Genomic DNA, 22,505 nt, shown 5'->3' with positions numbered 1-22,505 from the left:
TGCTTCACCAGTCACGTTTTCCCTCTACCCATTGCAATACTTCTGCTTTTCTCCAGGCCACTTTGCGTGGGCCCAGTTGTATTTTTTGCGGGAAGGAGCCTTGGGCAACATAGTTATTGATTGAGGCCCGGCAGGCTTTAGTCAGTTTTAATACTTCGTCCATGCGGATCAGTTCTTCTGCCTCTTCCATGGCATTTTTTTGAAAGCCTCGTTCCAATGCTGAATAGAGGGTGACCACTTCACCGTTGGTCAGTTCTACAAATGGAATGCCCAGTTTGTGCAGGTTTTTCACAATTTCTTTTTTGCTGGAGAGATTCATCCATTGTGACAGGGATTTAAGATTAAACAGCAGTCCATTGTCCATGCAATATCCCCGTTATAAAAAAACTTCAAAATGTCATAGCCCAATACCGGCCGGGCATTGCTGGTGGTTAGTCGTTTACTGCTGTGGTTGTGGAATGTTTTTTCTGAAGGATCGTACATCAGGCCGTATTGCCAGCCCTGATCGGTTAGCAGGTATTTTCCCCGTTTACCCTGGCCGGTCCATTTGATGATGCGATGTTTTTCCAGTATTTCCACCACGTACTGGCGGCTTTTGCCGATAAACTCGCCCAGTTCAACCAGAGAGAAGTAATTTTCCAGCCCGTAGCGGTTTCGCTTGCGTTTTTGTTTTCGATGAACGGGCTCAATATCTGCATCCGAGCCTATTTCCACAGGCGTAGTAGGATGGCGTTCCTGATCGATCAAGCTGTTCGTTGATTCATCGCCGGAAATGGTTGGGCTCAGAAGGTTCAGTACCTTTTGGTACCACTTTATCTGTTTAACCGGGGTGCCGGAGTTGTGAGCTTTTCCGGTATCGAGGATTTCACAAAGGGGCTGGCCCTGATCGGTGGGTATCCACTGGTTATCGAATTTGCTCTGGAGTCCAGCTACTTCCAACTGCTTGTTCACTTCTCTGGGGTTGGTGGGGGGTGTCATCATCTGGCCGAGCTGGGTGGGGGTAAAGGTCATTTCCTGAACGGGAGAGGGTAGGATTTTCTGGCCCATTGCTTCTAATGGTGAGAAGCCAATCATGTTTCGGGTGGCGTGATCTGCTGAGATGAGGGCCGCGTTGCCCGAGAACCCAAAAGCTTTGGCCATTTCCAGGGCTTTTTCGGATATCGATATTTGATAAAGAGGGTCGGGTTCTTTTTGTAGTTGGACTAATGGAGTGGACTTTTCGCATTCCAGATCAAACCATCGGTGGATGACTGCTGCCCGACGCTTAACATCGTATCCGGTTATTAGAATTTCAGTTTCAAGCCGGGGTAGCAAATATTCATTTTGCTTGCGATTCATAGAGTCCAGATAGGTGTGTCCATATTTGGACGCATCTTTCTCCAGTTCAGCCATCATGTTTTCAATGTCACGTCGGACATGCTGATGCTGCTTTTCAGTAAGTTCAGCAATCTCACGGCTGGACATAACTTGTGTTTTGCTTTTCTCAACCAGTTCATTAGGGCGTTGTCCATATTTTCCGCTGGTGGTGTTTGTCGTGCTGTCCATTGCGTTTCCCCGTCTTATTTTTTTCGCATTCAGGTCAGTGGGTACTGCCAGTCATTTGCACGACAGGATTCTGGTTGTCCCTGATGCGTTGCAGGATCAGGCCGGTGATCAACATGGATTGAGGCAGCGCCTGCGCACTATTGATGCCAACGGTGATGGCCACGATTAGAGCGGTCATTTCGATCATGACAGTTTCCGCATCCAGTGGTTGGCCATCCATTTCATCGCTGAGGCGGTCGGCAATTATCAGTTTTTCTGCCAGTTCGGCTTCTTCTTTTGCTGTGCTGTAGCCTTGGGCTTTCTTGTGTTTGATTTCCATGGCAAGGGCCAGGTCGTCTGCATTCAGCTGGTTCATGTTTTTTCCTCAGAATGGAATTGATTCGTCGTATTGGTCGTACTGTACCTGCGCAGGCTGGGGCTGTTGCTGGTGGCCTCCGTTACGGGCGTTGGCGTATTGGTTGTTTTGCTGTGGTGGTCGCTGTTGTCGTGGATACTGCTGATGTGCGCTGGTGTTCTGGTTTTGCGGGAGGGTATCCAGAAACTGGAGTGAGCCATTGAATTGATCCACGATAATGTCGGTGGCGCGGCGCTTCTGAGAGCTCTGCTTGTCCTGCCATTCCCGATAAACCAGCTCGCCTTCCACGTAGATTTTGCTGCCCTTGGTCAGAAACTTCTGGGCAAATTCCGCCATCTTTCCGTAGACCTTGACGCTGTGCCATTGGGTTTTCTGCTGGCGTTGTCCCTGTTTGTCTTTATAGGTGTTGCTGGTGGCCACCGAGAGCGTGGTGAGCTGTGAACCATCGGGAAAAAACCGGCTTTCCGGATCTTTCCCTAGATGACCAATAAGCATTACTTTATTCAGGTCTCTCGCCATGATCAGGCTTCCTTAAGTTGTGGTTGGGTCATCAAGGTTTTGATGCCGGTACGGCGGATGACCAGTTCTATGTGGTATTCGTTGCCATTCTGATCAAAGCGGTAGCAATCCAGCGAGCTTTGGCCGACCCACTTTTCTATGGTGTGAATGTCGTTAGTGAGAATTTCTTCTGTCACCTCGCCTTCGGTGTAGAGCAGGTCAGGCTGGTCTTCCTGTTTCTCTGCAGTTGGTATTTTTTTGTCATGCTGTTCTTTTCGCATGGGTTCCTGTGCAGCTGTGAAGGGTAAGTCTTTGGCTTCTTTACGATTCGCTTCTACCTGAGCCTTTTGCTGTTCTTCCCTGCGTATTTGCTGGCGCTGGGCTTCAAGCTTGCTTTCTTCTTCCTGGCGAATCCGTTCACGCTCTGCTTCAAGGCGATTGGCTTCGGCTTCTTTGTGTTCACCGATGCGGACTTTGATCAGGGCCGTGAGGTCGTCATGGTCTTTGCTGATGAGATGTTGCAAGTCGTTGAACAGGAAGTGGTGGTCTGCGGCCAGTTCGTGGTAAGTCCTCAGGTTCTTTGACAGGTGGCGTTCCAACTCTACAGCCTGAATTTTTGCTTTGGCCAGGGCGTCGTTGATGGCTTCCTGCATTTTGGTGAATGAGGATTTGCCCTTGATTGTTGCTGCAAAGTCGTCATTGATACCGGTAAGGGGCAGGGAGACTGGCGATAATTTCCGGTTTAAATCAGCAATCAATTCTATCAATTCAAGGTGAGCAGCCTGTAGCATTTCCGTCTTGCGCTCTTTCTTGCGAGCCGTTACCAGTTTGTTGAGCCACAGTCGTTTTTTCCGCATGGTGTCTTTCAGGTGGTCCACGGTGCGGAATAGTTGCTCGATTTCAACGGTTTGGGACAGGGCGTTTTTCTTGCCGGTTTCCAAGGTTTTTTCGGCCTCTGTGAAATACTTCACCGCTTCTTCAGCATTGGCAAAGTCCTGATCGGTGTTCAGGTCGGTGTTGACCGCTTCTATAACTTGTAGGGCGTGGGCTTCAAAGGCTTGTAGGTTGGAGTGAATGATTTCTCCGGTAAGGTTTATGTTCAGGGTCGGGCATTTCATAATGACTTCCCCTTTTGCTTCAATGACTTCGGGCTGGATGGGTTTGTCACCATAGGCTTGCAGGTCTTTATCAAATTGTTCCCAGCCTGCAATAAGTTCACGGCGGCGTACCGGATCGGATTCGTACCAGCACCAGTGCAGGGTATCCAGGGTGCCATCGGAGCAGGCGAACATGACCCGTTTGGCACCGCTGACCAGCAGTTGCTGTTCAAGCTGCCAGTAGTGAGAAGAAGCGATGTTTTCATCGTCGATCATTGCAGCGACTTTCTGGTTGAACAGTTTATGTTCAAACAGGGCGTCTCCCATCATGGTGACGCCATCGAAGCTGGCCAACAGGGGCAGACCGTTGACTTCTTTGGTGCCGGTGGCGTTGTAGAGTTCTTCACCGATGATGTCTTCTGCCAGTGGTCGCGCCTTTTCTTCTGCATCATGGCCAAGGTTGAAGCGGTACTGCATAGCCGGTGTCACGTCTTCAGTGATACCGGTGGCTTTTTCAGCAAGCAGGGCATCCCGGCTTTTATAAGGGGAGGTGCCCATCATAGCTGGTGCTTCACTGGCGGTGAAATAGTCACGTCGCAGGCGCAGCCATTCATCGCTGCCTTGTTCTACTTTATGGAGTTTCATGGATTTATTTCCTTTTTATAGCGTGGATTTTATTGATTTGTGATTGGCTCAGGGTGAACCGGGATTTCAGCATGATGAGAATGTCTTCAGGGGTTTTCTGACCGTTTTCAATGGCGCTCTTCCAGCTTCCGAAGTTGTTGTTAAAGCGTTCTTGCGGGTAGGCATTGTTGGGCTGACTGGTGGCCGTCGTAGTTTGCGGTTGTGCTGTTTGGTCGTAGTGACCATCGTTGTCTTCATCCACGGTAGCCAGACCAAGCACCCCCGTCAGGGTGTATTTTTTCAGATAAGAAAAACTGGAGGCCAGTTGCTGCATGGGGTTTTTGTTGCCAGTCATATCTGGCAGACCCGCCATGGAGCATGACTCAGAATGACCGCTGGAATGAGTCAGGATGCAGGTGACAGAGATCACCTTTTCATTCATTACCTGTTCAAACCGATAGGAGAGGCCGTGCTTGTGCAGCACTGGATTAATGGCTTTCACTATGTCATCCATGGCGGCATAGCTGTATTGCATCGTGCCGCCCTTGTTGGTGTTGAAAGAGGTTTGCTTGGATTTTTTTACGTTGGGCATCTCAGCCTGAAACCGGGCAAACGCCTGGCTGAATTGCTTTTGTGCATCGTTGCGTTCCCACCGTTCCTGTAGGTCCATTAACCGTTCCAGCTTTTCTATGTCGGCATTCTGGCTGATGGCCAGTTCGATGAGACGGGTTGGTTCGTTGGTGGGTGCCGTTGGTAGACCCTCGGTTGTCTGGACAGCGAGTGGTGCTTTTTTTTTAGCTGGCATGGCGCAGCCTCTCATCACGTTTGATTTGTTGTTGTCTGGCGTCGATCCGATCAAACAGGTCAGCAGACAGCTTGTCCCAATCATCAAAGTGGTAAGGGGTTTCGTATTTCTCACGCCACTGGGTAATCACGGTCTCAATAATGTCACCCAGCTGTTCCTGCGGTGTTTCCAGATCAATCGTTTGTAGCAGCTGGCGCTTCAGCCTGGAAAAATGGGAAAAGTTGTAGCGTGGTGAATTGTCTTCAAGCCAGTCACTGATGGAGTGACGGACACAGCTTTCCAGCCGGTTTACTTCAGCCATTGCAATAACCTCTTTTGATGGCGTAGTTGATGATTTCCCAGCCGGACAGCCGGGAGTTTTCGTCGTTGCAGTCCGCCACAAGCTGTTTGACAGCCAGCCAGCGGAAGCCCTGCATCGGGTGAAATTCTTCAAGGGTTAGAAATTGAAGGAATGAATAAGCGGTGAATGTCCCTTCACGGGATACGTTGAATTGGCCTTGGGATTCCAGAGACTTTATGAATCCGTTTTCAATGGTTTCCAGATAGGATTCAACGCCTTCTTCAAAAGCTTCTTTGGCATCCATGGCAGCAAGAAGCCTGTCTTCGTGGTGCTTTACTGCTTGCATATTTTGATCCGTTGCTTTGTTTATTTATTAATTAAGTAATATGTATAAACGGGAAATAAGCTTCCCGCAATCGGGAAGTGATGAATTTTTACATTAATCATCGGTTATATGATAGATTTTATTAATTATTATGTGGGGCTTGGGTTGTAGGGAGATGCAACGAAACAAAGGAGCAAAAAAGAAGCATGGATGGCGTTGATGAATGGCTGGAAGTCCTTCCCGTTAATGTGCAAATGGAAGTCGAATCAGCACGGAAAAGGGATGCTGCAAGTGTATTTATTGGTATGGCTCCGGTCAGTAAGGGGCGGCCACGCTTTACCAGGCAGGGGCGTTGTCACACACCAAAGGCAACACAAAATGCAGAGAATCAGGTACAACGGGCGGGACAGCTCTGTCACCGGGGCGAACCATTGACCGGTGCACTGGCCGTTCTGCTACTGGCGGTGTTTCCGATCCCTGCGAGCTGGTCAAAGAAAAAAAAGCAGGAGGCAGAGGCGGGGATGGTACGGCCTGCGGTGAAACCGGATTTTGATAATGTGGTGAAACTCTATTGTGATGCTCTGAACGGAATTGTCTGGGAAGACGACAAGCAGATTGTTGATGGCCGCTGCATTAAGGTGTACGGGCAGCGGCCGGGGGTGTTGGTGTTGAGCTGGGGTTTATAGGGGGGAGCTGTAGCCCACGGCGGTACCTTTGAATACCTCCAGAATATCGCCTTCATAATTGAAGGTCAGGGATGTGTAGAGGGGGTTGCCCACCATAAAAATATGCTCGTTTTCGCTGATGCGTTTCCATATCCGCAGCATTAACCGGCCATTGTGCTGGATGAGCAGCACCTTTCCCGGTTTCGGTTCGGTATCCACATCAATCTGCACTGTACTGCCTTCCGGTATATTGAGTTTTTCCCCGTTGTTGGGGTCAATCATGCTGTCGTTATCGAGCTTTATCAGATAGCTGTTCTCGTTGCCGGATTCAATGATCCGTACTCCGGAGTCGGCCTGCTGTGCCTTGTCAGCTTTTTCATTGATAAAGGCTTTCAGGTCATCTAGTGAGAGTTTCGGGATGTGATTGACTTTCAGGGTTTGCTCGCCGGTATCCAGCCAGTGGGTCGTGGTATCCAACGCCTCGGCCAGTGCCATCTTTTGTTCCAGCTTGGGTTCGCGCTGGCCGTTCATCCACGCATTGACCGTGGTTTTGCTCCAGCCGACTCGCCTGGCAAGTTCCACGTCGGACAGCTTCAGCTCTTTGGCTTTTTCCCTTGCTCGCTCAGACCAGTGAATCGTCACGTTGTTATTCCGTTTTCCAAGTATTGGTTAGTCATATCACCTTAAAACAAATCAGCCTTTTACCACATAGAAGCAAAAATGAATCACGGTTCTGGCGTTCCGAATTTAGGAAAAGTGTTGAAATTAAATTCCCGTTATTGGGATACTGGCGGTGTAATAACCCAAAAAAAGGAAGTCTGTATGGATGGCTTTATCCCCTCAATATCCCTGGTGCCAGCCAGTATCCACTGGATTTGCAGGAAAATCAGCGACGCTACACAGGCCGATATGGACTTTTTGTTGAGTATGTCCGCTTCCGAATACGGGAAGATCGAAGCCGGTTTGCTGACCTGGAAAGATGATCAGGCTTCAGTCTTTGACCTGCTGGACATTACCTGGGATCAGTTAGACCAACCGCTCACAGAGTATAACCACAACCACCGGGATCGGGCGATGGGGGAAGTATTGTGATTTCCCGGGTTATTTATAAAAAGAAAAGGACGTATGCACCAATGATAACAAAGACGACCGCACAGGCAGCCAAGGTCTTACCACAGTCACTGAAACGATTGAGATGGGAAATACAAGACAGGGATAAGCCGGTGGTGATCACAGAAGACTGCTACGGAGAACTGCGGCAGCTCTTTCCCGATGTGGATCTTGACTGTGAAATACTGAACGCACACCAGTATTACGTCACCACATTTACGGATACGTTCAGGGATGGCAGGCACCTGAGAGGTTTTTTAATAAGCTGGGGGCGTCGGCACCAGAAGGAATTCGATCGGGCAGCCAACTGGTTTGCGGAGGTGGACGAATGAAAGCCTTTGGCAAGATCGAGAGCCGGTTTTGGGATAGTTTGCGCCATGAGCAGGTTAGCGATCAGGGTAAGTTGTTGGCGGCTTATCTGTTGACCTGCAAGCACGGCAATATGCTGGGTATTTTTAGTCTGCCCCCGGCGTACATCATGGGTGACCTTGGCTGGGATGCATCAATGGTGTCACGAACACTTCACGAACTGGTCACGAACGAGTTCCTAACCACCGCCGAAGAGCATGATTACCTCTGCATCAACAAATTTATAGACCATAACAAAACCGATAACGTGGCACAGATGGATGCACGGTTGCGTCTGTTTCTGGATCTGCCTCGTACCCTGCCACGCACTTTGCTCCCGGTCATGGGCATCGTTGAGCAGGAATTACTGAGAGCCAGTAATTACAAAGCTTCCAAGGACACCAAGGGGCTTGTCGAACAGGTTCGTGAATGGTTCGGAAATGGTTCGTCAAAAGTTCGCCCAGAGAATAAGAGAAATAGAGAAATAGAGAACGCTTTAAAAACTATGGGTACATCCGACGATGTACCCGGTCAGTCAGACATTGCCCCCGCAGTTGCCACCGCAGCACCAGAATTCCCCGACCATTTTGAGCAATGGTGGGCACAGTACCCAAACCGGGAAGGTCGCAAGGGACACAAGCGACAGTCTTACGGGAAGTACAAGACCCGGATCAAGGAGGGCGTCAGTCAGGAAGCTATGCTCGACAATGTGATGCGCTATGCCCGTTACTGCGATCAGACCGGCAAGACTGACACCGAGTACGTGATGCAGACCCTGACTTACCTGAACGACCCCGATAACGTAATCAGCCAGTGGATGGTGAACCATGAAAACCGGCAAGGAACTGCTGAAAAACCCAGCCTCATTGATCAAGTCTACGAAGCGAACAAGCACCTCTACGAACCAGAACACGACAATGGCTATCACCCCGAGAATGATAGCGGACCTGTTTGGAACCATGACGGGCATATTCGGGGCAAAGTGGACACGGGAGCACGGACTGGTGGATCGGACGGGGCAGTGGCTGGAGACCCTGAAGGACTTGCACCCCAACCAGTTGGCGATGGGTACTAACCGGGTTCGGTTAGGGGGTAAGGACTGGCCTCCCACTGCTCCGGAGTTTCGCAAGCTGTGTCAGCCATTGCCAGAGGAAATGGGTTTGCCCACGTTAGGCAAAGCCTGGCTGGAAGCCAATGAGTTTGCTGGTCAGCCCAACCACCACGAATGGAGTCACCGGGCGGTGTATCTGGCCGGGCATGCCGCTGGTTGGTATGAACTGAGGAATGCCGGTACCGCTGATGAGTGTCGGGAAGTGAAGCGCCGGTTCGGAGCAGCGTACCAGAAGCAGGTTAACCGTGTATGTCAGGGCTTGCCTCTGGAAGACCAGTTATCCATTGAGTATCAGTTTGATCCGTCCACCCATTCGGATCAATTGCAGCGGGACACCATGGAGAAACAGGGCATTGATCCCCTGGATGGTGAGGGAGCTAGGGCAAAGCTGCAGAAAATGTTTTGATGAATGAGCTAAGGGATGGCGCGATGCTGGCGGTAGTCTGGGTCTCGTTGGTGATAATGGGCTGCTGGATTTTTGTGGAAACGATCTGATGGGGGCTGAACTGGAACTGGTTCGCAGCTATCAGCCACAGCCGATTTTGTTGCCTGTGTCTGCTAGCGATGAGCAGTTCATTCTCAAACTGAAGCCGGGGCAGATGATCAGTGCTGAGTTTCGCAAGACCCGCAATGGCCTGTTCCATCGCAAGTTTATGAAGCTCTGCACTCTGGCTTATCAGGTGTTTGAAGAGTTACCACAGGCACCGGTGAGGATTGCCGGTTCAAATCAGTGGGTCACACCAGCGCCTGATTTCGATGAGTTCCGTTATTGGGCCATGGTCAAGGCTGGATTTTATGACGTGTTTGGTTATCCGGATGGCAAGGTGCGGGTAAGAGCCAGAAGTGTCGCTTTCCGGAATATGGATCAGGTGGAGTTTGAGAAAGTGTACTCAGCGGTGCTGGATGTATTTCTCCGCTATGTGCTGAGTCCAAAGCGTGGCTGGAGTCGTGAGCAAGTGGATCAGCTGGTTGAACAGTTTATCCACTATGACGAATAGGTGACGGATGACCAAGGCAGAAAAGGGCTATATGGCAGCTGTTGCGCAACTGGGTTGTATTGCTTGTCGGTTAAATGGGTTTTCTGGTGTGTTGGCAGAGGTTCACCATCAACGCAGTGGTACTGGATCTGGAAGACGGGCCAGTCATTTTGACACGATGCCGTTATGTCCTGGTCATCACCGGTTTTATCCTGATGCTATACACGTCAATGCAACTCTGTTTGTAAAACGCTATGGCACAGAAGCTGAACTGGTCAGGCGTACCCGTGATGAGGTGCAGCGTTATCGCCAAACCTTTGTGGGTTATATCGGAGTCTGAAGATGTTGTTTGCTATGGATTGAAGTTCGCACAAGAACAAGCCTTGAATCAGGAGAATACCATGTACTTTGCCCTCGAACCTGCGTTGATGCGCATTTTCGGAACACCTGAGCTGATGATAAAAACCGCCAGCTGGCAGCAGGATATCAACGCTGGTTATCGCAAGACAGCCGTTGCGCCAGAGCATCGCAGCACCAGGGATGAGCGACTAGGTGATGATGGTATTCGTAAGGGTGAGTTGCGGGAAAGAATGCAGCCGGAACTTTTTGCCATTTTGACGATCCGGTATGACGATAATCAGGCAAATCGTATTCACGCATGGCAGCTGATACAGCATCACCTACGAACAGATCAACGGTTGCCGAAACCCCTTCGCTGTAATCCGGTGCTGCTGAGACTCTGGCTAATGTACGAACTCCAACACAACTATCTGAGGAAAAAAAGGGGGGCGTAGGGGTTGAGATCAAGGGACGGAGTGAGCGGACGATGTTCCGTTGGAAAAAAGCCTGTCTTACGGTTTGTGATGAGTGGGTAAATCAGGCGGAAGATAAGGCTCAGCACCTGTTGGAACAGATGGGCGTCATTCATTTTGAGTATTAACTTGCAGCCTTTCCACTTCTGATCTTGGTTATATACATTGAGTTGGGTTATGGAGAGCAGCGTATTTTTTAACAATAAAACGCAGGCTGTCAGAATTCCAAAAGAGCTTGTCTTTCCTGGTACGGTTTAGTAAGTCATGGTGCGTAAAGGCTCAGTTCCAGATAAGTGTTGGTGCTTTTCCACAAAACCTCTGACAGTATGCTGTGGTGAGGAAAGCGGCAATTCCGGAAAACTACCGATTTCTCTGGCTTTGGGGAGTGGACCAACACTTAACCTGAACTGAGCCGTGCGTAAAGAAGGAAAAGCCATTATCCTGACGCCTGTCGAAGACTACTGGGAAGAGTTCCTAAAGGTGGAACCCATTGATGGTTTGCCAGCGAGAGCAACCAGCATGCCAGGATCGGGAGGACTTTTAAGTAGCTAACCATATGAAATCATATATTTCTGACTCCTTGTTCAGACACTATACTTCGTTACAACTCCGGTCACATAACTACGGCTATGCTCCCTCCGTTGTGCCTCGCATAGCACCTGCCCAAGTAGCCAGAAATATGTGATTCCATATGGCCAGCTACTTAATGGCTGAATACATAGTTGATACTGACATTTGTAATGCGGTTTTAAAACATAATCGCCCGGTCATTGATAAGTTTATTGAGCATCAGGGAAAGGTCAATGTTTCATCCATTTCCTGTTACGAATTGCAGTTTGGCACTGAAAAAGGCGACTCTGAACACAGACAGTCCAAGGAAAGTAAGCTGTCGTTCTTTTTAGAGGGGGTGAACCTGATCGACTTTGATTGGGCAGCCGCCCGGGAGTCAGCAAAAGTCAGAGAGGAACTAAGAAGTGGGCAGCAGATCGGTGCTTATGATACTTTGCTGACAGGCCATGCCAGAAGCAGGGGGATGGTCACTTATAATCAGCGGAAATTTTCCAGAGTTTCTGGATTACAACTTGCCGATTGGCTGGGCTGAAAAAAGAGTGATGTGAACGCCCAATTTCAGCAGAACGAGCGAAGCGAGTGTCCGTTAGAATTTTTTTTAGATTGCAGTTCATGGAACTTTTCATAGTTTAATTAGTCCAATATCTCAAATGGATTCTATGTAAGCTGAACCAACGAAATTTTATGACTGCAGGATACGTTTATATTCTTAAAAATGAAGCATTCCCTGATCGCTTAAAAATCGGGTACACAAAAAAGACACCTGAAGAGCGCATAAAAGATAGTGACTTAAATAATACAGGAGTTCCACTTCCATTTAAGGTTGCCTATTGGGTTTATTTTCAGAATGCAAGAAAAGCTGAAAGTCTTATCCATCGTAGCTTGGCAGCTTATCGTCAAAATAAAAAAAGAGAGTTTTTTAGCTGTGACATAGATATGGCTATTGATGCTTTCATGTCAATAAATATGCCGTATAGCAATATCTTTACTGATAAGTTTTTACAGAGTGAAATTAATAAAATAAAAACATTAGACGAAACTGATCACAACCAAGAAGAGAAAAATAATAAAGTTACCACGCCTAAAAAATCGAGAAATAATTTAGTAACTGATCAAAATTCGGTGGGAAATTTCGCAAAGATACCGATGCAGCCCAGTAAAATCAATGAAGATTTTTCAGAAAATGTATTTTTACCTACAAAAGATAAGCAGTTACATGATTATAATGCAGAAGAAACAATTTATAAACTCGAAGATAAATTCAGAGCCACTTCTTACATTGTAATGGCTTTAGTAGGATGTTCCCTTTACTTATTACTTTCAAGCAAAACATCTATTTCTGACGGTGATGCTAAAGGCATTGCTTTTATTTTTTCATACCTTCCAATTTCTTATATACGGTGTTTTATACAGATTAGAAGTATTTATTCATTATTTCGAAAAAGAGTAATCACGTTCACTCGAATGCTGAAAACAGAACCTTGCGTATTTTCTCTATGTTATTCACCATTTATTACGATAGCTTTGTATCATCTTGCCAAAGCAATCTAACAAAACTTTATCTGTAGCTTGACTCATAATGTCAGTATAAGTACGGTAAAAGCTCATGTTGGGAAAGTTCCCGATAACGCACTTCCCACTGCTTGATTCATTCAAAGAAACCCGGCCCTCATTGCCGGGTTTTCTTTTTTTATCCCTCCAAACTGAACCACTATAAAAAAGGGGCTTCATGTTTCACTTTTCCGCTTCGTCCAGGCGACATTTGTCGACTTGTGATGAGCGGCTTCAGCGTGTCTTCAAAAAAGTGATTGAGCATTACGATTGCACGATTATTTGTGGTCATCGGGGCAAAGCTGCCCAGATGCTGGCGTTTGAAAATGGTCAGTCGCAGTTGCAATGGCCAGACAGTAACCACAATCAGCTGCCCAGCAAGGCGGTGGATGTAATGGCTTATCCCTTGGACTGGTTTGATTATCAACGGTCTGCTCACTTTGCCGGGTATGTGTTGGGGGTTGCTGAGGGTATGGGCATCAAGCTGCGCTGGGGTGGTGACTGGGATCGAGATGGTAAGTTGAAAGATCACCGGTTTAAGGATTACCCGCACTTTGAGCTGGTGGACGATGATTAACCTGAACCCAATGGCTGGAATTGCCAAAGCGCTGATGGGTGGGCTTGATGGCTTGTTCACGTCTGATGAAGAGCGAGCCAAAGCTGAACTGTCTTTGAATCACCAGTTGCAACAGCCTCATATTCTCCAGGCATTGGCCAATATCGAAGAAGCCAAACATCCCTCCGTCTTTGTCTCCGGTTGGCGACCCGCTCTTGGTTGGCTCTGTGTGTTTATTCTTGCCTGGACCTGGATTGTTCGTGATGTGGTGATCATCGGACTGATGCTTGTTGATAAGTCTGAAGTGGTTCAACAGTTACCCACAACAGACACCAGCACGGTGATTACTTTGTTGCTCTGTCTACTTGGATTGGGTGGTGCCCGAACCATTGAGAAACTAAAGGGTGTTGCAAGGAGATAGCCATGGGTGATGAAGAACGGTTCAATCGCATTGAGCAGAAGCTGGACGGCATCACCCAGATCCTGCAGACCTTGGCTAAACACGATGAAAGGATGGTGAACTTGGCTCTGAGGGAAAAGCGCAGTGAAGAACGGCTGGACACTATTGAGAAAGCCGTACTCAAAAACTCGACCATCAGCAGTGTGATTCAATGGATCGCTGCCACCACTACCGCAGGCATCATAGCCTTTGCCATCAAACAGCTATTCTAACCATGGCCAACCACAGCAAATACAAACCGGAAATGTGTGATCAGGTGAAGGAGTTGATGAGCACCGGTTTAAGCCGAAAGGCTACCGCTACGGAAATGGGGATCAGCTATAACACGTTTCTGTCATATATGGACAAGTATGAGGAATTTGCTGAGGCCGTGGCTCAGGCAGATGTTCTGGCTGAAGTATTTTGGGAAGAAAAATACATGCAGGGAGCATTGGGGCTTAACAAGGATGTTTCACCAGCCATGTTGATTATGTATATGAAAAACCGTTACCACTGGCGGGATCGCCATGAGCAGACTGTGGTAGCGGAAAAGATACCGACGCTGGACGAATGGCTGGAAGAAAAAGACGGGTAAAGCCAGCCCGGGAACGGCTGTTGACTGAGTTTCAGTTTTACGCCAGCAAGTGCCTGAAGATCCGCACCAAAAGCGCCAAAGTCATTCCCTTTCAACTCAATAAGGCTCAGCTCTACCTGGATAGACGCATTGAGGATCAACGCCAGCGCACGGGCAAGGTGAGAATTGTTGTACTGAAAGGACGACAACAGGGCTGCTCCACCTATACTGAAGGTCGTTTTTACTGGCTGGTGAGCAATCGCAAGGGGTTACGAGCCTACATCCTGACCCATGAAGCCGATGCCACCGCCAATCTGTTTGATATGGTGCAGCGGTACCACGACAATCAGCCACCGTTTACCCAGAGGGAGCTCAAGAATAAAAGCTCCAAGCTGTTGGAGTTTTACCACGATTCCGGGTATCGGGTGGGAACCGCTGGCAATAAGGGAGCAGGTCGATCATCCACAGCGCAGCTGTTTCATGGATCGGAAGTAGCCTTCTGGCCCAATGCGGATGAACACCTGGCGGGTATATTACAGGCAGTACCTAATGAAAAAAATACTGAGGTCATTCTGGAGAGCACTGCTAACGGCGTCGGTGGTGTGTTTTATGATTATGTTATGGACGCTGATGCTGGGCGCGGTGATTTTGAACTGGTGTTTATACCTTGGTTCTGGCAGGACGAATACCGTGCCGAAGTCCCCCAGGAGTTCACGACAGATGCCGACGAACGATACCTGAAACAGACTTACGATCTGGATGATGGGCAGCTGCAGTGGCGACGCCAGAAAATCTATGAGCTGAAATCCGAAGACAAGTTCAAGCAGGAATACCCCTGCAATATTCAGGAAGCGTTTCTGTTCTCTGGTCGGCCTGTCTTTGATCCCAAACATACCGAAGCTGCGAAGCTGGAGTGCTATTCGCCCAAGTGGCAGTGTGAGTTAACACCTAATGGCTTGAACCGGAAGAAACCGGGACTGTTGAAAACCTGGTATCCACCAGATGGTGCCCAGCAGTATGTGATTGGCTGCGATGTTGCTGAGGGACTAGCTCCCATCAATGACAAACACAAGCACGGTGATTATTCATCCATCGACGTATTGGATCGTTCCGGTTATCAGGTTGCCCACTGGTCTGGCCATGTGGCTCCGGATGATCTGGGTAAGATGCTTAATCACTTGGGTCGTTATTACAACAATGCTTTGATCGGTGTGGAAAGAAACAACCACGGCCTGACCACCATCACCAAACTGAAAGACCTGAAGTACCCCAATCTTTACATGGAAACCACCGTGGACCAGCGCACCCAGAAACGCACCAAGCGGATCGGCTGGCTGACCACGACCAAATCAAAACCGTTAATGATTGATCACCTGGCGGCATTGCTCAGGGATGGTGATGCGGGGATCTGCAACGTAGAGACGGTAAAGGAATGCCAGACCTACGTGATTGAAGACAATGGAGCAACCAATGCCCAGGAAGGTTGCTTCGACGACCGGGTGGTCAGCTACGCCATCGCCCAGCAAATGGTGCTGAAGCTGCCACGGCGCAAGATCAATATCAATGAGCTGAAGTATCGGGCTCCAGGGAAATCGGCTTACTGATGGAACGGATAATCATTCTTTTTACTCAGCAGATGGTGGGTAGCTGGCCAGCCATTATGGCCGGCCATCGTTTTGAGTGGCAGCGACGCAGGGGCAAGAAGGTCAGGTAATGGAACACGGACTGGTAATGGTCGCTACTCCGGATCAAGTGACTCAGGCGGAGCTGGATGAAGCACTGGACAACGAACGTCGTGAACAGGCGGTGCGTGATGCCTTTGCTTCAGATCTTTACAGCCGTTGGCAGGGTTATCGGGAAGCCCGAAGGGAAGTGGAAGACGAGTGGTTGGAAGCTCTACGGGCGGTGAAAGGTGAATACGGACCCGAGCAGGAAAAGGTGATGGAAGAGCAGCAGGCCTTGAGCCGGGTGTTTATCAAAATCACCGCCACCAAAGTGAATGCGGCCTACTCACGACTTATTGATCTGTTGTTTCAGAATGTGGATTCTTTCTGGGATATTGTTCCCAGTCCACTGTCTGATATTCCTGCCGCCATTAAGCAGCAGATCCGGATGATGGCTATTCAGGAACTATTGCCATATCGACTTGATCCCCGAACCCGAAACCAACTCATCCAGGAACGTAACGATGAAATGGAGCGGGAACTGATGGCGGAAGCATTGGAAAAGGCCAATACCGCTGCCATGAAGATGAAGCGTTTGATCAAGGACTATCTGATTAATGCCAACGTACTTACCGAAATCAAAAAAATGGTTCGTGAGCAGGTAACCCTGGGAACCGGTTGCATCAAGGTAGCCACTCTGAATATTCGGAACCATGAGAAGTGGGAAAGTGAAGGTGACGAATGGAAACTCAACGAGCACCAGAGCATTGAGCCGGATATTGAATGGGCCAGTGTCTTTGATCTGTTTCCGGATCCCTATTCCCATGATCCGGGTAAGCCTAATGATCTTTTTCGGCGCCATGTGCTGACCAAACATGAGTTTCGGGAACTGGCAGGTAGTCCCGGTTTTGAGACTGATACCATTCACGCCATTCTGATGGAGTCTCCCCAGGGTAATCATGTTCCTGAAGATTACGAACGGGAACTGCGCAATATCAACAATAACGATGAGCAATATGTTACGCCCCAGCGTTTTGATGTGCTGGAGTACTGGGGGCCGGTAGATGGTCATCAGCTCATGGAGTATGGCGTTACCGATATTGATGAGCAGGCAGAGTATCAGGCCAATATCTGGATCTGCGATGGCCGGATGATTATGGCCAGACTGAACCCACTGAAGCCGGAAGCGATTCCCTATAAGTTTGTTCCTTATGAAAGTGTGCTGCATCGGTTCTGGGGTATCGGCATCCCCTACATGATGAACGACAGTCAGGATGTTATGAACTCCACTGGCAGAGCCCTGCTGGATAACGCAGCCCTGACTGCAGGTCCCATGTTCCAGATGGATGTGAGCAAATTTCCGGAAGGTATGAGCCTGGAAGATGCCAAGAAGATCTATCCCTACCGGCTCTGGTTTTATGATGGAGAGGCCGGTGAAGGGCCGATGATTCAGGCCATCAATATCCAGAGCAATCAGAATGATTTGTCCGGCATCTTTGAAATGTTCCGGAGGTTTGCGGATGAAGAAACCTCACTCCCCAGTTATACCCATGGCGAACAGACTCAGAGCCTGAACAAAACTGCCAGCGGTATGAGCATGCTGATGACCGCTGCCAATGTGGCCCTGAAAAGCGTGGTGAAAAATATAGACGACTACGCAACAGTTCCTCTGATCGACAGTCTGTTCAATTTCGCCATGCGCTGGAGTGATAGCGAAGATGCCAAACGGGGCGATCTGGATGTGGTGGCTATGGGCAGTGCCGCGCTGGTGGCCAAAGAGCTGCAATCGGAACGGATGATGAATGCCCTGAATGTCAGCATGAATCCGGTGTTGGGGCCCATGACTGACCATCGCTATCTGTATAACGAATACCTGAAATCCCTGGATATTGATCCGGATAAAGCCCTGAGACCCGAGGAAGAACTCTATGCCCAATCCCATGCACCTGAAGCCGCAGGAGGCAGAAGCCGTTCTGACGGTGAGCAATCGTCCGGAGTACGAAGTGGTGGAGGAGTATCTTCTGCGCCGACGCAAGCTGCTGCTGGAGAAACTGGCAACGTGCCAGGATTCAACCAATTTGCGCGTCCTGCAGGGTAGAGTGCAGGAGTTGGATGACATTATCGCCTTGCAGCTCAGGGCTGCGACGTATTTGAAACAGCAGTAAAAACTAATCCGCTTCGGCGGTTTTTTTATGCCCAGGGATGGGCGGTATGCCGGTAACGCATGGAGCGGTTACCGGTGAATGCCTGAAATATGTGGATAAGCCCGAGCCCCACAAAATCAGGCTAAACCAAATGTGGACAAGCCATAGCGCCCCACAGGGAGAGTGAAAATGGCAATTGATGCCGAAAAGCTGGATCAGGAAACTGATGCTGAACTGGCAGCCTTAATGGGTCTTGAAACGGAAGCCCCTGCCGCTTTTGCACAGCAAGAGGACGAGCAGGACAAGCAGACCGACCAGAACCCACCCGCTGATAAGTTACCCCCGCCACCGGAGCCGGAAGCGACTGACGAAGAGTCAGAGCCGCCTGCCCCCACATCTCGTGAAGAGAGCGGTGAAGACTGGCAGGACAAGTACACCAAAGCGGAAGAGTCCCGCAAGAATGCCCATGCCCTGATGACCCGGGCGACGCAAAAAGCCGCTGATCTGGAGCGCAGCAATACGGAGCTTCAGCAACAGATGGCTTTGCTGCAGGCCAAAGTGGATCTGCTCAGTCAGCAGAGTCTGAGTCAGCCGAACCAACCCAGTAGCGAACCAGAGCCGTCTGATCAGTTTCAGGAGCTCCGTAAGGATTACCAGGAACTGGATCCGGTGTTTAACAAGCTGGATGAGTCAGAACAGCTCAACCGGAGACTGGAGCAGCGGCTGGTGGCTATTGAGAAGGCACGGCAGGAGCAGGAGGCGAAGCAGGCCTGGCAGGTATTCTGGAGCAAGTTGCGCAGTCTTCATCCTGATGTGGAGCAGATCTCTGCCAGTGAGGACTTTAAAGGCTGGTTTGCACGACAAACGGCTGATGTTCAGGAGCTGAGTCGTGTCAGCCCATTAGGGGCAGCGCAGGTCATGAGTCTCTATAAAGAGGCTGCCGGTCTGAATAAGCCTGCGCCCAAACCTGCACCTGATCCAGCGCAAAAAATGCAGCAGGCAAAACAGATGAGCGAACCGCCAGTGCGGTCCCGCTCGAAACCGACCACTCAGGGTCGCCAACCGGCAATGACACTGGACCAGATTGCGGCCATGCCGCAGAAAGAGTTTAACGACAATGAAGAAAAACTCGATGAAATTCTGGCCCAGTGGATCAAGCAGGGAGGCAGGCTCTAATCGTTTCTCGAAAGAGATTCAAGGGATCTGAATCATGGCAACGACCACGTTTCCAACGGGGGCTATGGCAAATGCCCTGCCCGTTATTTATTCCAAAAAGCTCAACGCGAAGTTCTATAAACGAACTGTGTTGTCGGCTATCTGCAACACCAACTGGGAAGGTGAGATCCAGTCGGAAGGCTCCAAGGTAGTGATCCGTACCCGCCCCGATATTACGGTAGCGGATTATGACCGTGCCGTGGGGGTTGAGTATCAGGATCTGGAACCACCCAAGGTGGAAATGCCCATCGACAAGACCAAGTACTACGCCTTTATTGATGACTACATCCAGAGCGCACAGTCCAATATTGAGCTGATCAACGAGTCTTCTGCTGATGCAGCAGAAAACGTGAAGATCGCAGTAGACGGCGATGTACTTGGGAATATCTATACCGATGTCCATCCAGATAACAAGATCGACGGCGGTGGTACCGGCGTGGTTGTGGATAAGTCCAATGTGCTGGATTACATCGTCGATATGGGCACCCTGCTGGACGAGAAGAACATTCCCGAGTCCGGCCGCTGGCTGGTACTGCCACCCTGGGTGTGCGGCATGATCAAGAAGTCCGAGCTGAAGGATGCTTCGCTGGCCGGAGATGGTACCTCCATCATGCGAAATGGCCGCCTGGGCATCATTGATCGGTTCACGCTTTATTGCAGCAACAACCTGGCCACCGCTTCGGGGGTGACCCAGTGCATGGCGTGCGTGAAGGATTTTGCCGGATTCGCTTCGCAGTTTATCAAGCATGAAAGCCTGACGCTGGAGAAGCACTTCGGTATGGGCCATCGTGGCCTGCAGGTGTATGGCTACAAGGTGTTGAAGCCTGATGCTGGTGTGCTGCTGGCAGCCAAGCGTTCTTAACCTCTTTTTTGAACCACAAAGTCACAAAGGCACGAAGGAAAAGACAAAAAGCTTTTCTTTGTGTCTTCGTGTCTTTGTGGTGAAAAGCTTTTCATGGAGATACAAAAGATGGCCTTTGATTTGGAAACCTGCCGCAGCAAGGATGAACTGGAATCTTTTGCCCGGCAGATGTTTAACGTGGAGCTGGACAAGCGCAAGAAGCTGGATGATCTAAAAGATGAAGTTCGCTTACTGATGAATGGTGATGATCTGCTGGAAAAGCCAGAAGAGCCGGAGGAGCCGACAACTTCATCCAAGGCCGGGAAAAAGCCTCTGCAGTTTGTACTGAACAAGAACACCAATAGCGTCTTTATCTACAACCCCAAGCTGAAGAAACGAATGGGGGTAGATCTGGAGTTCTGTGACCAGCAGGGAAACCGGCTATAAGGTATGAAGGTTATCGCCATCATCCAGCGGGTGCGCAACCTGCTTCAGGACAACACAGCTGTGCCACGTTGGACTAACAGTGACCTGCAGGATGCTTATAACGAAGCGCTACTGGCCGTGGTGCAGAACCGGCCAGACGTGAACTCGCAGCTACTGGCCTTTACCTGTCAGGCACAGGCTGTGCAGTCGCTGCCCCCTGGTACGTACCGGCTGCTGGACATTGTGGATAACCCGACATCAGGCCGGACGGTGATCGCCACCACCCGCAGCAGCCTCGACAGTCTGCTGCCCAACTGGACGACAGCCACCGGCACGGACGTGGAGCAGTATGTCTATGACCAGAAAAGCCCATCGGTCTTTTATGTGTACCCTGTGCCCCCAGCAGATCATCAGCTGAATCTTCTGGTCAGTCAGGCTCCCGCACGAATAGAGATTACCGATTTTGACACCGACACTCAGTTATTCAGCCTTGATGATCTGTGGCTGAACCCGGTGATCAACTACATGCTGTTCAGGGCATTCAGCATGGATATGGAAACGGAAGCCAATATGCAGCAGGCCCAGAGTTACCTTGCCATGTTTGCCAATGACCTGGGGTTGAAGTGGAACGTGGATCAAATGTTCCGGCAGATGCTTCAGGGTAGTATCGGGGAGAACTAAGTGGAACTGGACGCCTACCTTTCCCGAATCCGCCCTTATGCCAAGGGCTGTCCGGATCAGGTAATCCGTAATTACCTGATTATTGTCCTGCGGGATATTTGCCACCGGGCAAATCTTTGGCGACACCATGACAAACTGTTTATGGTCAAGGGGATCAAGGATTACGACCTGACCGCACCTGCTGGCAGCGACATCGCTACAGTGCAGAATATCCTGCGCGAAGACGGCACCCGGCTGGAAAGCCGTGATCTGCTGCCCCCTTATCTTTCTGCCGGAACCCCTTACTACTACCGCCATGTTGAAACTACTGCCCTGCACGTTGCCCCGATCCCGGACAAGGACGCCATGCACGACATCGAGCTGACCCTGATGCCTGCCTTTGAAGCGACAGAGATACCGGACGATGTGGGCAACCTGACCCTTGAGTTTGCCTGCTGGGGTGTACTGGCCGACCTGCAAATGATGCCCGATGAACCCTGGACGAACCCGCAGCTCAGTGAGGTAAACCGGCAGAAGTATGAGAAGGAACTGAACCGTAAGCGTATCCGTGGTTTGGTCGGAGTCAGCGGTGGCGAGCAATCGGTGACGAGAAGGAGATTTGTCTGATGGCCATGCCAACCGAAAAGCAACTGCCCGCCTTTTTACGGGGAGACAGTTATGCCATCCCGATAGCGTTCGAGGGGGATGATGGCCAGCTTCAGGACCTGACCGGCTGGAAGCTGATCTTTACCCTGAAATTTCACCGGATGCAGCCGGACGACGATGCCGTACTGCAAAAACGGATGACGGTATCCGGTTCGACGGCGGTGATGTACCTGGCACCGGAAGACACCAACGAGCTGACACCTTACCGCTACGAATACGATTTGCAGTTAATTACCCCGGATGGCAGTGCCGTATCGACCATTGCTATCGGTAAGGTGGAGATTCAGTCCGGGGTTACCCACGCACTTGGATAGGAGAAACAGGTATGACCACTGAAGCCACCGTTGTGACCAACATCGTCAATGATGTGGCCGTTGTTGCAGCCTTGCAGCAAAAGATTGTTGCAGACCGGCTTGCCATTGAACAGGCAGTAGCCAGTAGCCTACCGCTGATCAATAGTGCTTCAGACCGGGCTGATACATTGTCCAGCTCGTTGTGGGGCATGACCACGGAAAACCGGCAGATCAACACGGACATTACCCAGCGATATAACGAGATCAAAAGCTGGCACGATGCCCACGACGCCGACAAGTTGCAACTGACCACCCTGAAACAGGAAATGGTGGTCTTGCATCAATCGGTGGAGG

Annotated in this window: 33 protein-coding genes; 24 read left to right on the top strand and 9 right to left on the bottom strand. The window is 49.9% G+C overall.

Annotation, left to right across the window (positions count from 1 at the left end; translation table 11 throughout):
• Nucleotides 1–4: 4 nt before the first annotated feature.
• From ACO6UX_RS07185 to ACO6UX_RS07150, 8 genes are read right to left on the bottom strand one after another with little or no spacing between them, the layout of a single operon-like run.
• Nucleotides 5–364 (bottom strand): helix-turn-helix transcriptional regulator, encoded by a 360-nt coding sequence (locus ACO6UX_RS07185; protein ID WP_422446235.1) that lies wholly within the window; start codon nt 362–364, stop codon nt 5–7.
• Nucleotides 316–1,545: a Rha family transcriptional regulator gene (locus ACO6UX_RS07180; protein WP_422446233.1), complete on the bottom strand. Its 1,230-nt coding sequence runs from the start codon at nt 1,543–1,545 to the stop codon at nt 316–318. Before ACO6UX_RS07180 ends, ACO6UX_RS07185 begins: the two co-directional genes overlap by 49 nt.
• Before the next feature lie 34 nt (nt 1,546–1,579).
• Nucleotides 1,580–1,900, bottom strand: a complete 321-nt coding sequence (locus ACO6UX_RS07175) for a hypothetical protein (RefSeq protein ID WP_422446231.1) — start codon at nt 1,898–1,900, stop codon at nt 1,580–1,582.
• Between the two features lie 9 nt (nt 1,901–1,909).
• Entirely contained in the window at nt 1,910–2,419 is a 510-nt protein-coding gene (locus tag ACO6UX_RS07170) for a single-stranded DNA-binding protein (protein WP_422446229.1), read from the bottom strand.
• Nucleotides 2,420–2,421: 2 nt separating this feature from the next.
• Nucleotides 2,422–4,140: a YqaJ viral recombinase family protein gene (locus ACO6UX_RS07165; RefSeq protein ID WP_422446227.1), complete on the bottom strand. Its 1,719-nt coding sequence runs from the start codon at nt 4,138–4,140 to the stop codon at nt 2,422–2,424.
• Nucleotides 4,141–4,144: 4 nt separating this feature from the next.
• Nucleotides 4,145–4,924 (bottom strand): ERF family protein, encoded by a 780-nt coding sequence (locus tag ACO6UX_RS07160; protein ID WP_422446225.1) that lies wholly within the window; start codon nt 4,922–4,924, stop codon nt 4,145–4,147.
• Nucleotides 4,914–5,225: a hypothetical protein gene (locus ACO6UX_RS07155; RefSeq protein ID WP_422446223.1), complete on the bottom strand. Its 312-nt coding sequence runs from the start codon at nt 5,223–5,225 to the stop codon at nt 4,914–4,916. The genes ACO6UX_RS07160 and ACO6UX_RS07155 overlap by 11 nt, the downstream gene beginning before the upstream one ends.
• Nucleotides 5,218–5,550: a hypothetical protein gene (locus ACO6UX_RS07150; RefSeq protein ID WP_422446221.1), complete on the bottom strand. Its 333-nt coding sequence runs from the start codon at nt 5,548–5,550 to the stop codon at nt 5,218–5,220. The genes ACO6UX_RS07155 and ACO6UX_RS07150 overlap by 8 nt, the downstream gene beginning before the upstream one ends.
• A 185-nt stretch (nt 5,551–5,735) precedes the next feature.
• Between ACO6UX_RS07150 and ACO6UX_RS07145 the strand changes: the two genes are divergently transcribed.
• Nucleotides 5,736–6,215 carry a RusA family crossover junction endodeoxyribonuclease gene (locus ACO6UX_RS07145; RefSeq protein WP_422446219.1) on the top strand — a complete coding sequence of 160 codons (480 nt, stop codon included), beginning with the start codon at nt 5,736–5,738 and terminating at the stop codon, nt 6,213–6,215.
• Here the strand turns inward: ACO6UX_RS07145 and ACO6UX_RS07140 are convergent.
• On the bottom strand, nt 6,210–6,836 hold the full coding sequence (locus ACO6UX_RS07140; RefSeq protein WP_422446217.1) for a helix-turn-helix domain-containing protein: 627 nt from the start codon (nt 6,834–6,836) through the stop codon (nt 6,210–6,212). The two genes, ACO6UX_RS07145 and ACO6UX_RS07140, sit on opposite strands and share 6 nt — an antisense overlap.
• Before the next feature lie 180 nt (nt 6,837–7,016).
• Between ACO6UX_RS07140 and ACO6UX_RS07135 the strand changes: the two genes are divergently transcribed.
• The 23 genes from ACO6UX_RS07135 to ACO6UX_RS07025 all read left to right on the top strand — a co-directional run.
• Entirely contained in the window at nt 7,017–7,286 is a 270-nt protein-coding gene (locus ACO6UX_RS07135) for a hypothetical protein (RefSeq protein WP_422446215.1), read from the top strand.
• A gap of 41 nt (nt 7,287–7,327) precedes the next feature.
• Entirely contained in the window at nt 7,328–7,636 is a 309-nt protein-coding gene (locus tag ACO6UX_RS07130) for a hypothetical protein (protein ID WP_422446213.1), read from the top strand.
• Nucleotides 7,633–8,727: a hypothetical protein gene (locus ACO6UX_RS07125; protein WP_422446211.1), complete on the top strand. Its 1,095-nt coding sequence runs from the start codon at nt 7,633–7,635 to the stop codon at nt 8,725–8,727. Before ACO6UX_RS07130 ends, ACO6UX_RS07125 begins: the two co-directional genes overlap by 4 nt.
• Nucleotides 8,612–9,169 carry a replication protein P gene (locus ACO6UX_RS07120; protein ID WP_422446209.1) on the top strand — a complete coding sequence of 186 codons (558 nt, stop codon included), beginning with the start codon at nt 8,612–8,614 and terminating at the stop codon, nt 9,167–9,169. The genes ACO6UX_RS07125 and ACO6UX_RS07120 overlap by 116 nt, the downstream gene beginning before the upstream one ends.
• Before the next feature lie 88 nt (nt 9,170–9,257).
• Nucleotides 9,258–9,761: a DUF1367 family protein gene (locus ACO6UX_RS07115; protein WP_422446207.1), complete on the top strand. Its 504-nt coding sequence runs from the start codon at nt 9,258–9,260 to the stop codon at nt 9,759–9,761.
• A 7-nt stretch (nt 9,762–9,768) separates the two neighbouring features.
• Nucleotides 9,769–10,080 (top strand): Ref family recombination enhancement nuclease, encoded by a 312-nt coding sequence (locus ACO6UX_RS07110; RefSeq protein WP_422446205.1) that lies wholly within the window; start codon nt 9,769–9,771, stop codon nt 10,078–10,080.
• A gap of 61 nt (nt 10,081–10,141) precedes the next feature.
• Nucleotides 10,142–10,534, top strand: a complete 393-nt coding sequence (locus ACO6UX_RS07105) for a hypothetical protein (protein WP_422446203.1) — start codon at nt 10,142–10,144, stop codon at nt 10,532–10,534.
• Nucleotides 10,535–10,966: 432 nt separating this feature from the next.
• Nucleotides 10,967–11,104: a hypothetical protein gene (locus tag ACO6UX_RS07100; protein ID WP_422446201.1), complete on the top strand. Its 138-nt coding sequence runs from the start codon at nt 10,967–10,969 to the stop codon at nt 11,102–11,104.
• A 139-nt stretch (nt 11,105–11,243) separates the two neighbouring features.
• Complete coding sequence (locus ACO6UX_RS07095; protein ID WP_422446199.1) at nt 11,244–11,654, top strand: PIN domain-containing protein; 411 nt, start codon at nt 11,244–11,246, stop codon at nt 11,652–11,654.
• Nucleotides 11,655–11,806: 152 nt separating this feature from the next.
• Nucleotides 11,807–12,673, top strand: a complete 867-nt coding sequence (locus ACO6UX_RS07090) for a GIY-YIG nuclease family protein (protein WP_422446197.1) — start codon at nt 11,807–11,809, stop codon at nt 12,671–12,673.
• A gap of 178 nt (nt 12,674–12,851) precedes the next feature.
• Nucleotides 12,852–13,250: a M15 family metallopeptidase gene (locus tag ACO6UX_RS07085; protein WP_269671913.1), complete on the top strand. Its 399-nt coding sequence runs from the start codon at nt 12,852–12,854 to the stop codon at nt 13,248–13,250.
• Nucleotides 13,228–13,650: a 3TM-type holin gene (locus tag ACO6UX_RS07080; RefSeq protein ID WP_422446194.1), complete on the top strand. Its 423-nt coding sequence runs from the start codon at nt 13,228–13,230 to the stop codon at nt 13,648–13,650. The genes ACO6UX_RS07085 and ACO6UX_RS07080 overlap by 23 nt, the downstream gene beginning before the upstream one ends.
• Nucleotides 13,651–13,652: 2 nt before the next feature.
• The gene (locus tag ACO6UX_RS07075; protein WP_422446192.1) at nt 13,653–13,901 is read left to right on the top strand and encodes a hypothetical protein; all 249 of its coding nucleotides are present in this window, start codon (nt 13,653–13,655) and stop codon (nt 13,899–13,901) included.
• A 2-nt stretch (nt 13,902–13,903) separates the two neighbouring features.
• A complete protein-coding gene (locus tag ACO6UX_RS07070; RefSeq protein WP_101746078.1) occupies nt 13,904–14,263 on the top strand; it encodes a hypothetical protein in 360 nt (119 codons plus the stop codon).
• A complete protein-coding gene (locus ACO6UX_RS07065) occupies nt 14,239–15,846 on the top strand; it encodes a hypothetical protein (RefSeq protein WP_422446190.1) in 1,608 nt (535 codons plus the stop codon). The genes ACO6UX_RS07070 and ACO6UX_RS07065 overlap by 25 nt, the downstream gene beginning before the upstream one ends.
• Nucleotides 15,847–15,955: 109 nt before the next feature.
• Entirely contained in the window at nt 15,956–18,004 is a 2,049-nt protein-coding gene (locus tag ACO6UX_RS07060) for a portal protein (RefSeq protein ID WP_422446188.1), read from the top strand.
• 235 nt (nt 18,005–18,239) lie between these two features.
• The gene (locus tag ACO6UX_RS07055; protein ID WP_422446186.1) at nt 18,240–19,226 is read left to right on the top strand and encodes a hypothetical protein; all 987 of its coding nucleotides are present in this window, start codon (nt 18,240–18,242) and stop codon (nt 19,224–19,226) included.
• 34 nt (nt 19,227–19,260) lie between these two features.
• Nucleotides 19,261–20,127: a hypothetical protein gene (locus ACO6UX_RS07050; RefSeq protein ID WP_422446184.1), complete on the top strand. Its 867-nt coding sequence runs from the start codon at nt 19,261–19,263 to the stop codon at nt 20,125–20,127.
• A gap of 108 nt (nt 20,128–20,235) precedes the next feature.
• A complete protein-coding gene (locus tag ACO6UX_RS07045; RefSeq protein ID WP_422446182.1) occupies nt 20,236–20,553 on the top strand; it encodes a hypothetical protein in 318 nt (105 codons plus the stop codon).
• A 3-nt stretch (nt 20,554–20,556) separates the two neighbouring features.
• Nucleotides 20,557–21,213: a DUF6682 family protein gene (locus tag ACO6UX_RS07040; protein WP_422446180.1), complete on the top strand. Its 657-nt coding sequence runs from the start codon at nt 20,557–20,559 to the stop codon at nt 21,211–21,213.
• Nucleotides 21,214–21,819 (top strand): hypothetical protein, encoded by a 606-nt coding sequence (locus tag ACO6UX_RS07035; protein WP_422446178.1) that lies wholly within the window; start codon nt 21,214–21,216, stop codon nt 21,817–21,819.
• Complete coding sequence (locus ACO6UX_RS07030) at nt 21,819–22,172, top strand: hypothetical protein (RefSeq protein ID WP_422446176.1); 354 nt, start codon at nt 21,819–21,821, stop codon at nt 22,170–22,172. The genes ACO6UX_RS07035 and ACO6UX_RS07030 overlap by 1 nt, the downstream gene beginning before the upstream one ends.
• An 11-nt stretch (nt 22,173–22,183) precedes the next feature.
• Nucleotides 22,184–22,505 (top strand): hypothetical protein (locus ACO6UX_RS07025; protein ID WP_422446174.1); only part of this gene is annotated, 322 nt, incomplete at its 3' end.

This window comes from Endozoicomonas sp. ALB091, from assembly GCF_049310265.1.
Lineage (GTDB): Bacteria > Pseudomonadota > Gammaproteobacteria > Pseudomonadales > Endozoicomonadaceae > Endozoicomonas.
Note: the sequence above shows the minus strand (reverse complement) of the source record. Positions and strands in the feature narration are given on the sequence as shown.

Excerpts from the sequence above, each read along its gene's own strand:
- ACO6UX_RS07130 (WP_422446213.1), top strand. The coding sequence starts at position 7,328 with ATGATAACAAAGACGACCGCACAGGCAGCCAAGGTCTTACCACAGTCA.
- ACO6UX_RS07070 (WP_101746078.1), top strand. The coding sequence starts at position 13,904 with ATGGCCAACCACAGCAAATACAAACCGGAAATGTGTGATCAGGTGAAG.
- ACO6UX_RS07060 (WP_422446188.1), top strand. The coding sequence starts at position 15,956 with ATGGAACACGGACTGGTAATGGTCGCTACTCCGGATCAAGTGACTCAG.
- ACO6UX_RS07090 (WP_422446197.1), top strand. The coding sequence starts at position 11,807 with ATGACTGCAGGATACGTTTATATTCTTAAAAATGAAGCATTCCCTGAT.
- ACO6UX_RS07055 (WP_422446186.1), top strand. The coding sequence starts at position 18,240 with ATGGCAATTGATGCCGAAAAGCTGGATCAGGAAACTGATGCTGAACTG.
- ACO6UX_RS07105 (WP_422446203.1), top strand. The coding sequence starts at position 10,142 with ATGTACTTTGCCCTCGAACCTGCGTTGATGCGCATTTTCGGAACACCT.
- ACO6UX_RS07150 (WP_422446221.1), bottom strand. The coding sequence starts at position 5,550 with ATGCAAGCAGTAAAGCACCACGAAGACAGGCTTCTTGCTGCCATGGAT.
- ACO6UX_RS07065 (WP_422446190.1), top strand. The coding sequence starts at position 14,239 with ATGGCTGGAAGAAAAAGACGGGTAAAGCCAGCCCGGGAACGGCTGTTG.
- ACO6UX_RS07135 (WP_422446215.1), top strand. The coding sequence starts at position 7,017 with ATGGATGGCTTTATCCCCTCAATATCCCTGGTGCCAGCCAGTATCCAC.
- ACO6UX_RS07155 (WP_422446223.1), bottom strand. The coding sequence starts at position 5,225 with ATGGCTGAAGTAAACCGGCTGGAAAGCTGTGTCCGTCACTCCATCAGT.
- ACO6UX_RS07145 (WP_422446219.1), top strand. The coding sequence starts at position 5,736 with ATGGATGGCGTTGATGAATGGCTGGAAGTCCTTCCCGTTAATGTGCAA.
- ACO6UX_RS07125 (WP_422446211.1), top strand. The coding sequence starts at position 7,633 with ATGAAAGCCTTTGGCAAGATCGAGAGCCGGTTTTGGGATAGTTTGCGC.
- ACO6UX_RS07170 (WP_422446229.1), bottom strand. The coding sequence starts at position 2,419 with ATGGCGAGAGACCTGAATAAAGTAATGCTTATTGGTCATCTAGGGAAA.
- ACO6UX_RS07115 (WP_422446207.1), top strand. The coding sequence starts at position 9,258 with ATGGGGGCTGAACTGGAACTGGTTCGCAGCTATCAGCCACAGCCGATT.
- ACO6UX_RS07185 (WP_422446235.1), bottom strand. The coding sequence starts at position 364 with ATGGACAATGGACTGCTGTTTAATCTTAAATCCCTGTCACAATGGATG.
- ACO6UX_RS07040 (WP_422446180.1), top strand. The coding sequence starts at position 20,557 with ATGAAGGTTATCGCCATCATCCAGCGGGTGCGCAACCTGCTTCAGGAC.
- ACO6UX_RS07045 (WP_422446182.1), top strand. The coding sequence starts at position 20,236 with ATGGCCTTTGATTTGGAAACCTGCCGCAGCAAGGATGAACTGGAATCT.
- ACO6UX_RS07175 (WP_422446231.1), bottom strand. The coding sequence starts at position 1,900 with ATGAACCAGCTGAATGCAGACGACCTGGCCCTTGCCATGGAAATCAAA.
- ACO6UX_RS07110 (WP_422446205.1), top strand. The coding sequence starts at position 9,769 with ATGACCAAGGCAGAAAAGGGCTATATGGCAGCTGTTGCGCAACTGGGT.
- ACO6UX_RS07165 (WP_422446227.1), bottom strand. The coding sequence starts at position 4,140 with ATGAAACTCCATAAAGTAGAACAAGGCAGCGATGAATGGCTGCGCCTG.
- ACO6UX_RS07050 (WP_422446184.1), top strand. The coding sequence starts at position 19,261 with ATGGCAACGACCACGTTTCCAACGGGGGCTATGGCAAATGCCCTGCCC.
- ACO6UX_RS07085 (WP_269671913.1), top strand. The coding sequence starts at position 12,852 with ATGTTTCACTTTTCCGCTTCGTCCAGGCGACATTTGTCGACTTGTGAT.
- ACO6UX_RS07160 (WP_422446225.1), bottom strand. The coding sequence starts at position 4,924 with ATGCCAGCTAAAAAAAAAGCACCACTCGCTGTCCAGACAACCGAGGGT.
- ACO6UX_RS07095 (WP_422446199.1), top strand. The coding sequence starts at position 11,244 with ATGGCCAGCTACTTAATGGCTGAATACATAGTTGATACTGACATTTGT.
- ACO6UX_RS07120 (WP_422446209.1), top strand. The coding sequence starts at position 8,612 with ATGACGGGCATATTCGGGGCAAAGTGGACACGGGAGCACGGACTGGTG.
- ACO6UX_RS07075 (WP_422446192.1), top strand. The coding sequence starts at position 13,653 with ATGGGTGATGAAGAACGGTTCAATCGCATTGAGCAGAAGCTGGACGGC.
- ACO6UX_RS07180 (WP_422446233.1), bottom strand. The coding sequence starts at position 1,545 with ATGGACAGCACGACAAACACCACCAGCGGAAAATATGGACAACGCCCT.
- ACO6UX_RS07030 (WP_422446176.1), top strand. The coding sequence starts at position 21,819 with ATGGCCATGCCAACCGAAAAGCAACTGCCCGCCTTTTTACGGGGAGAC.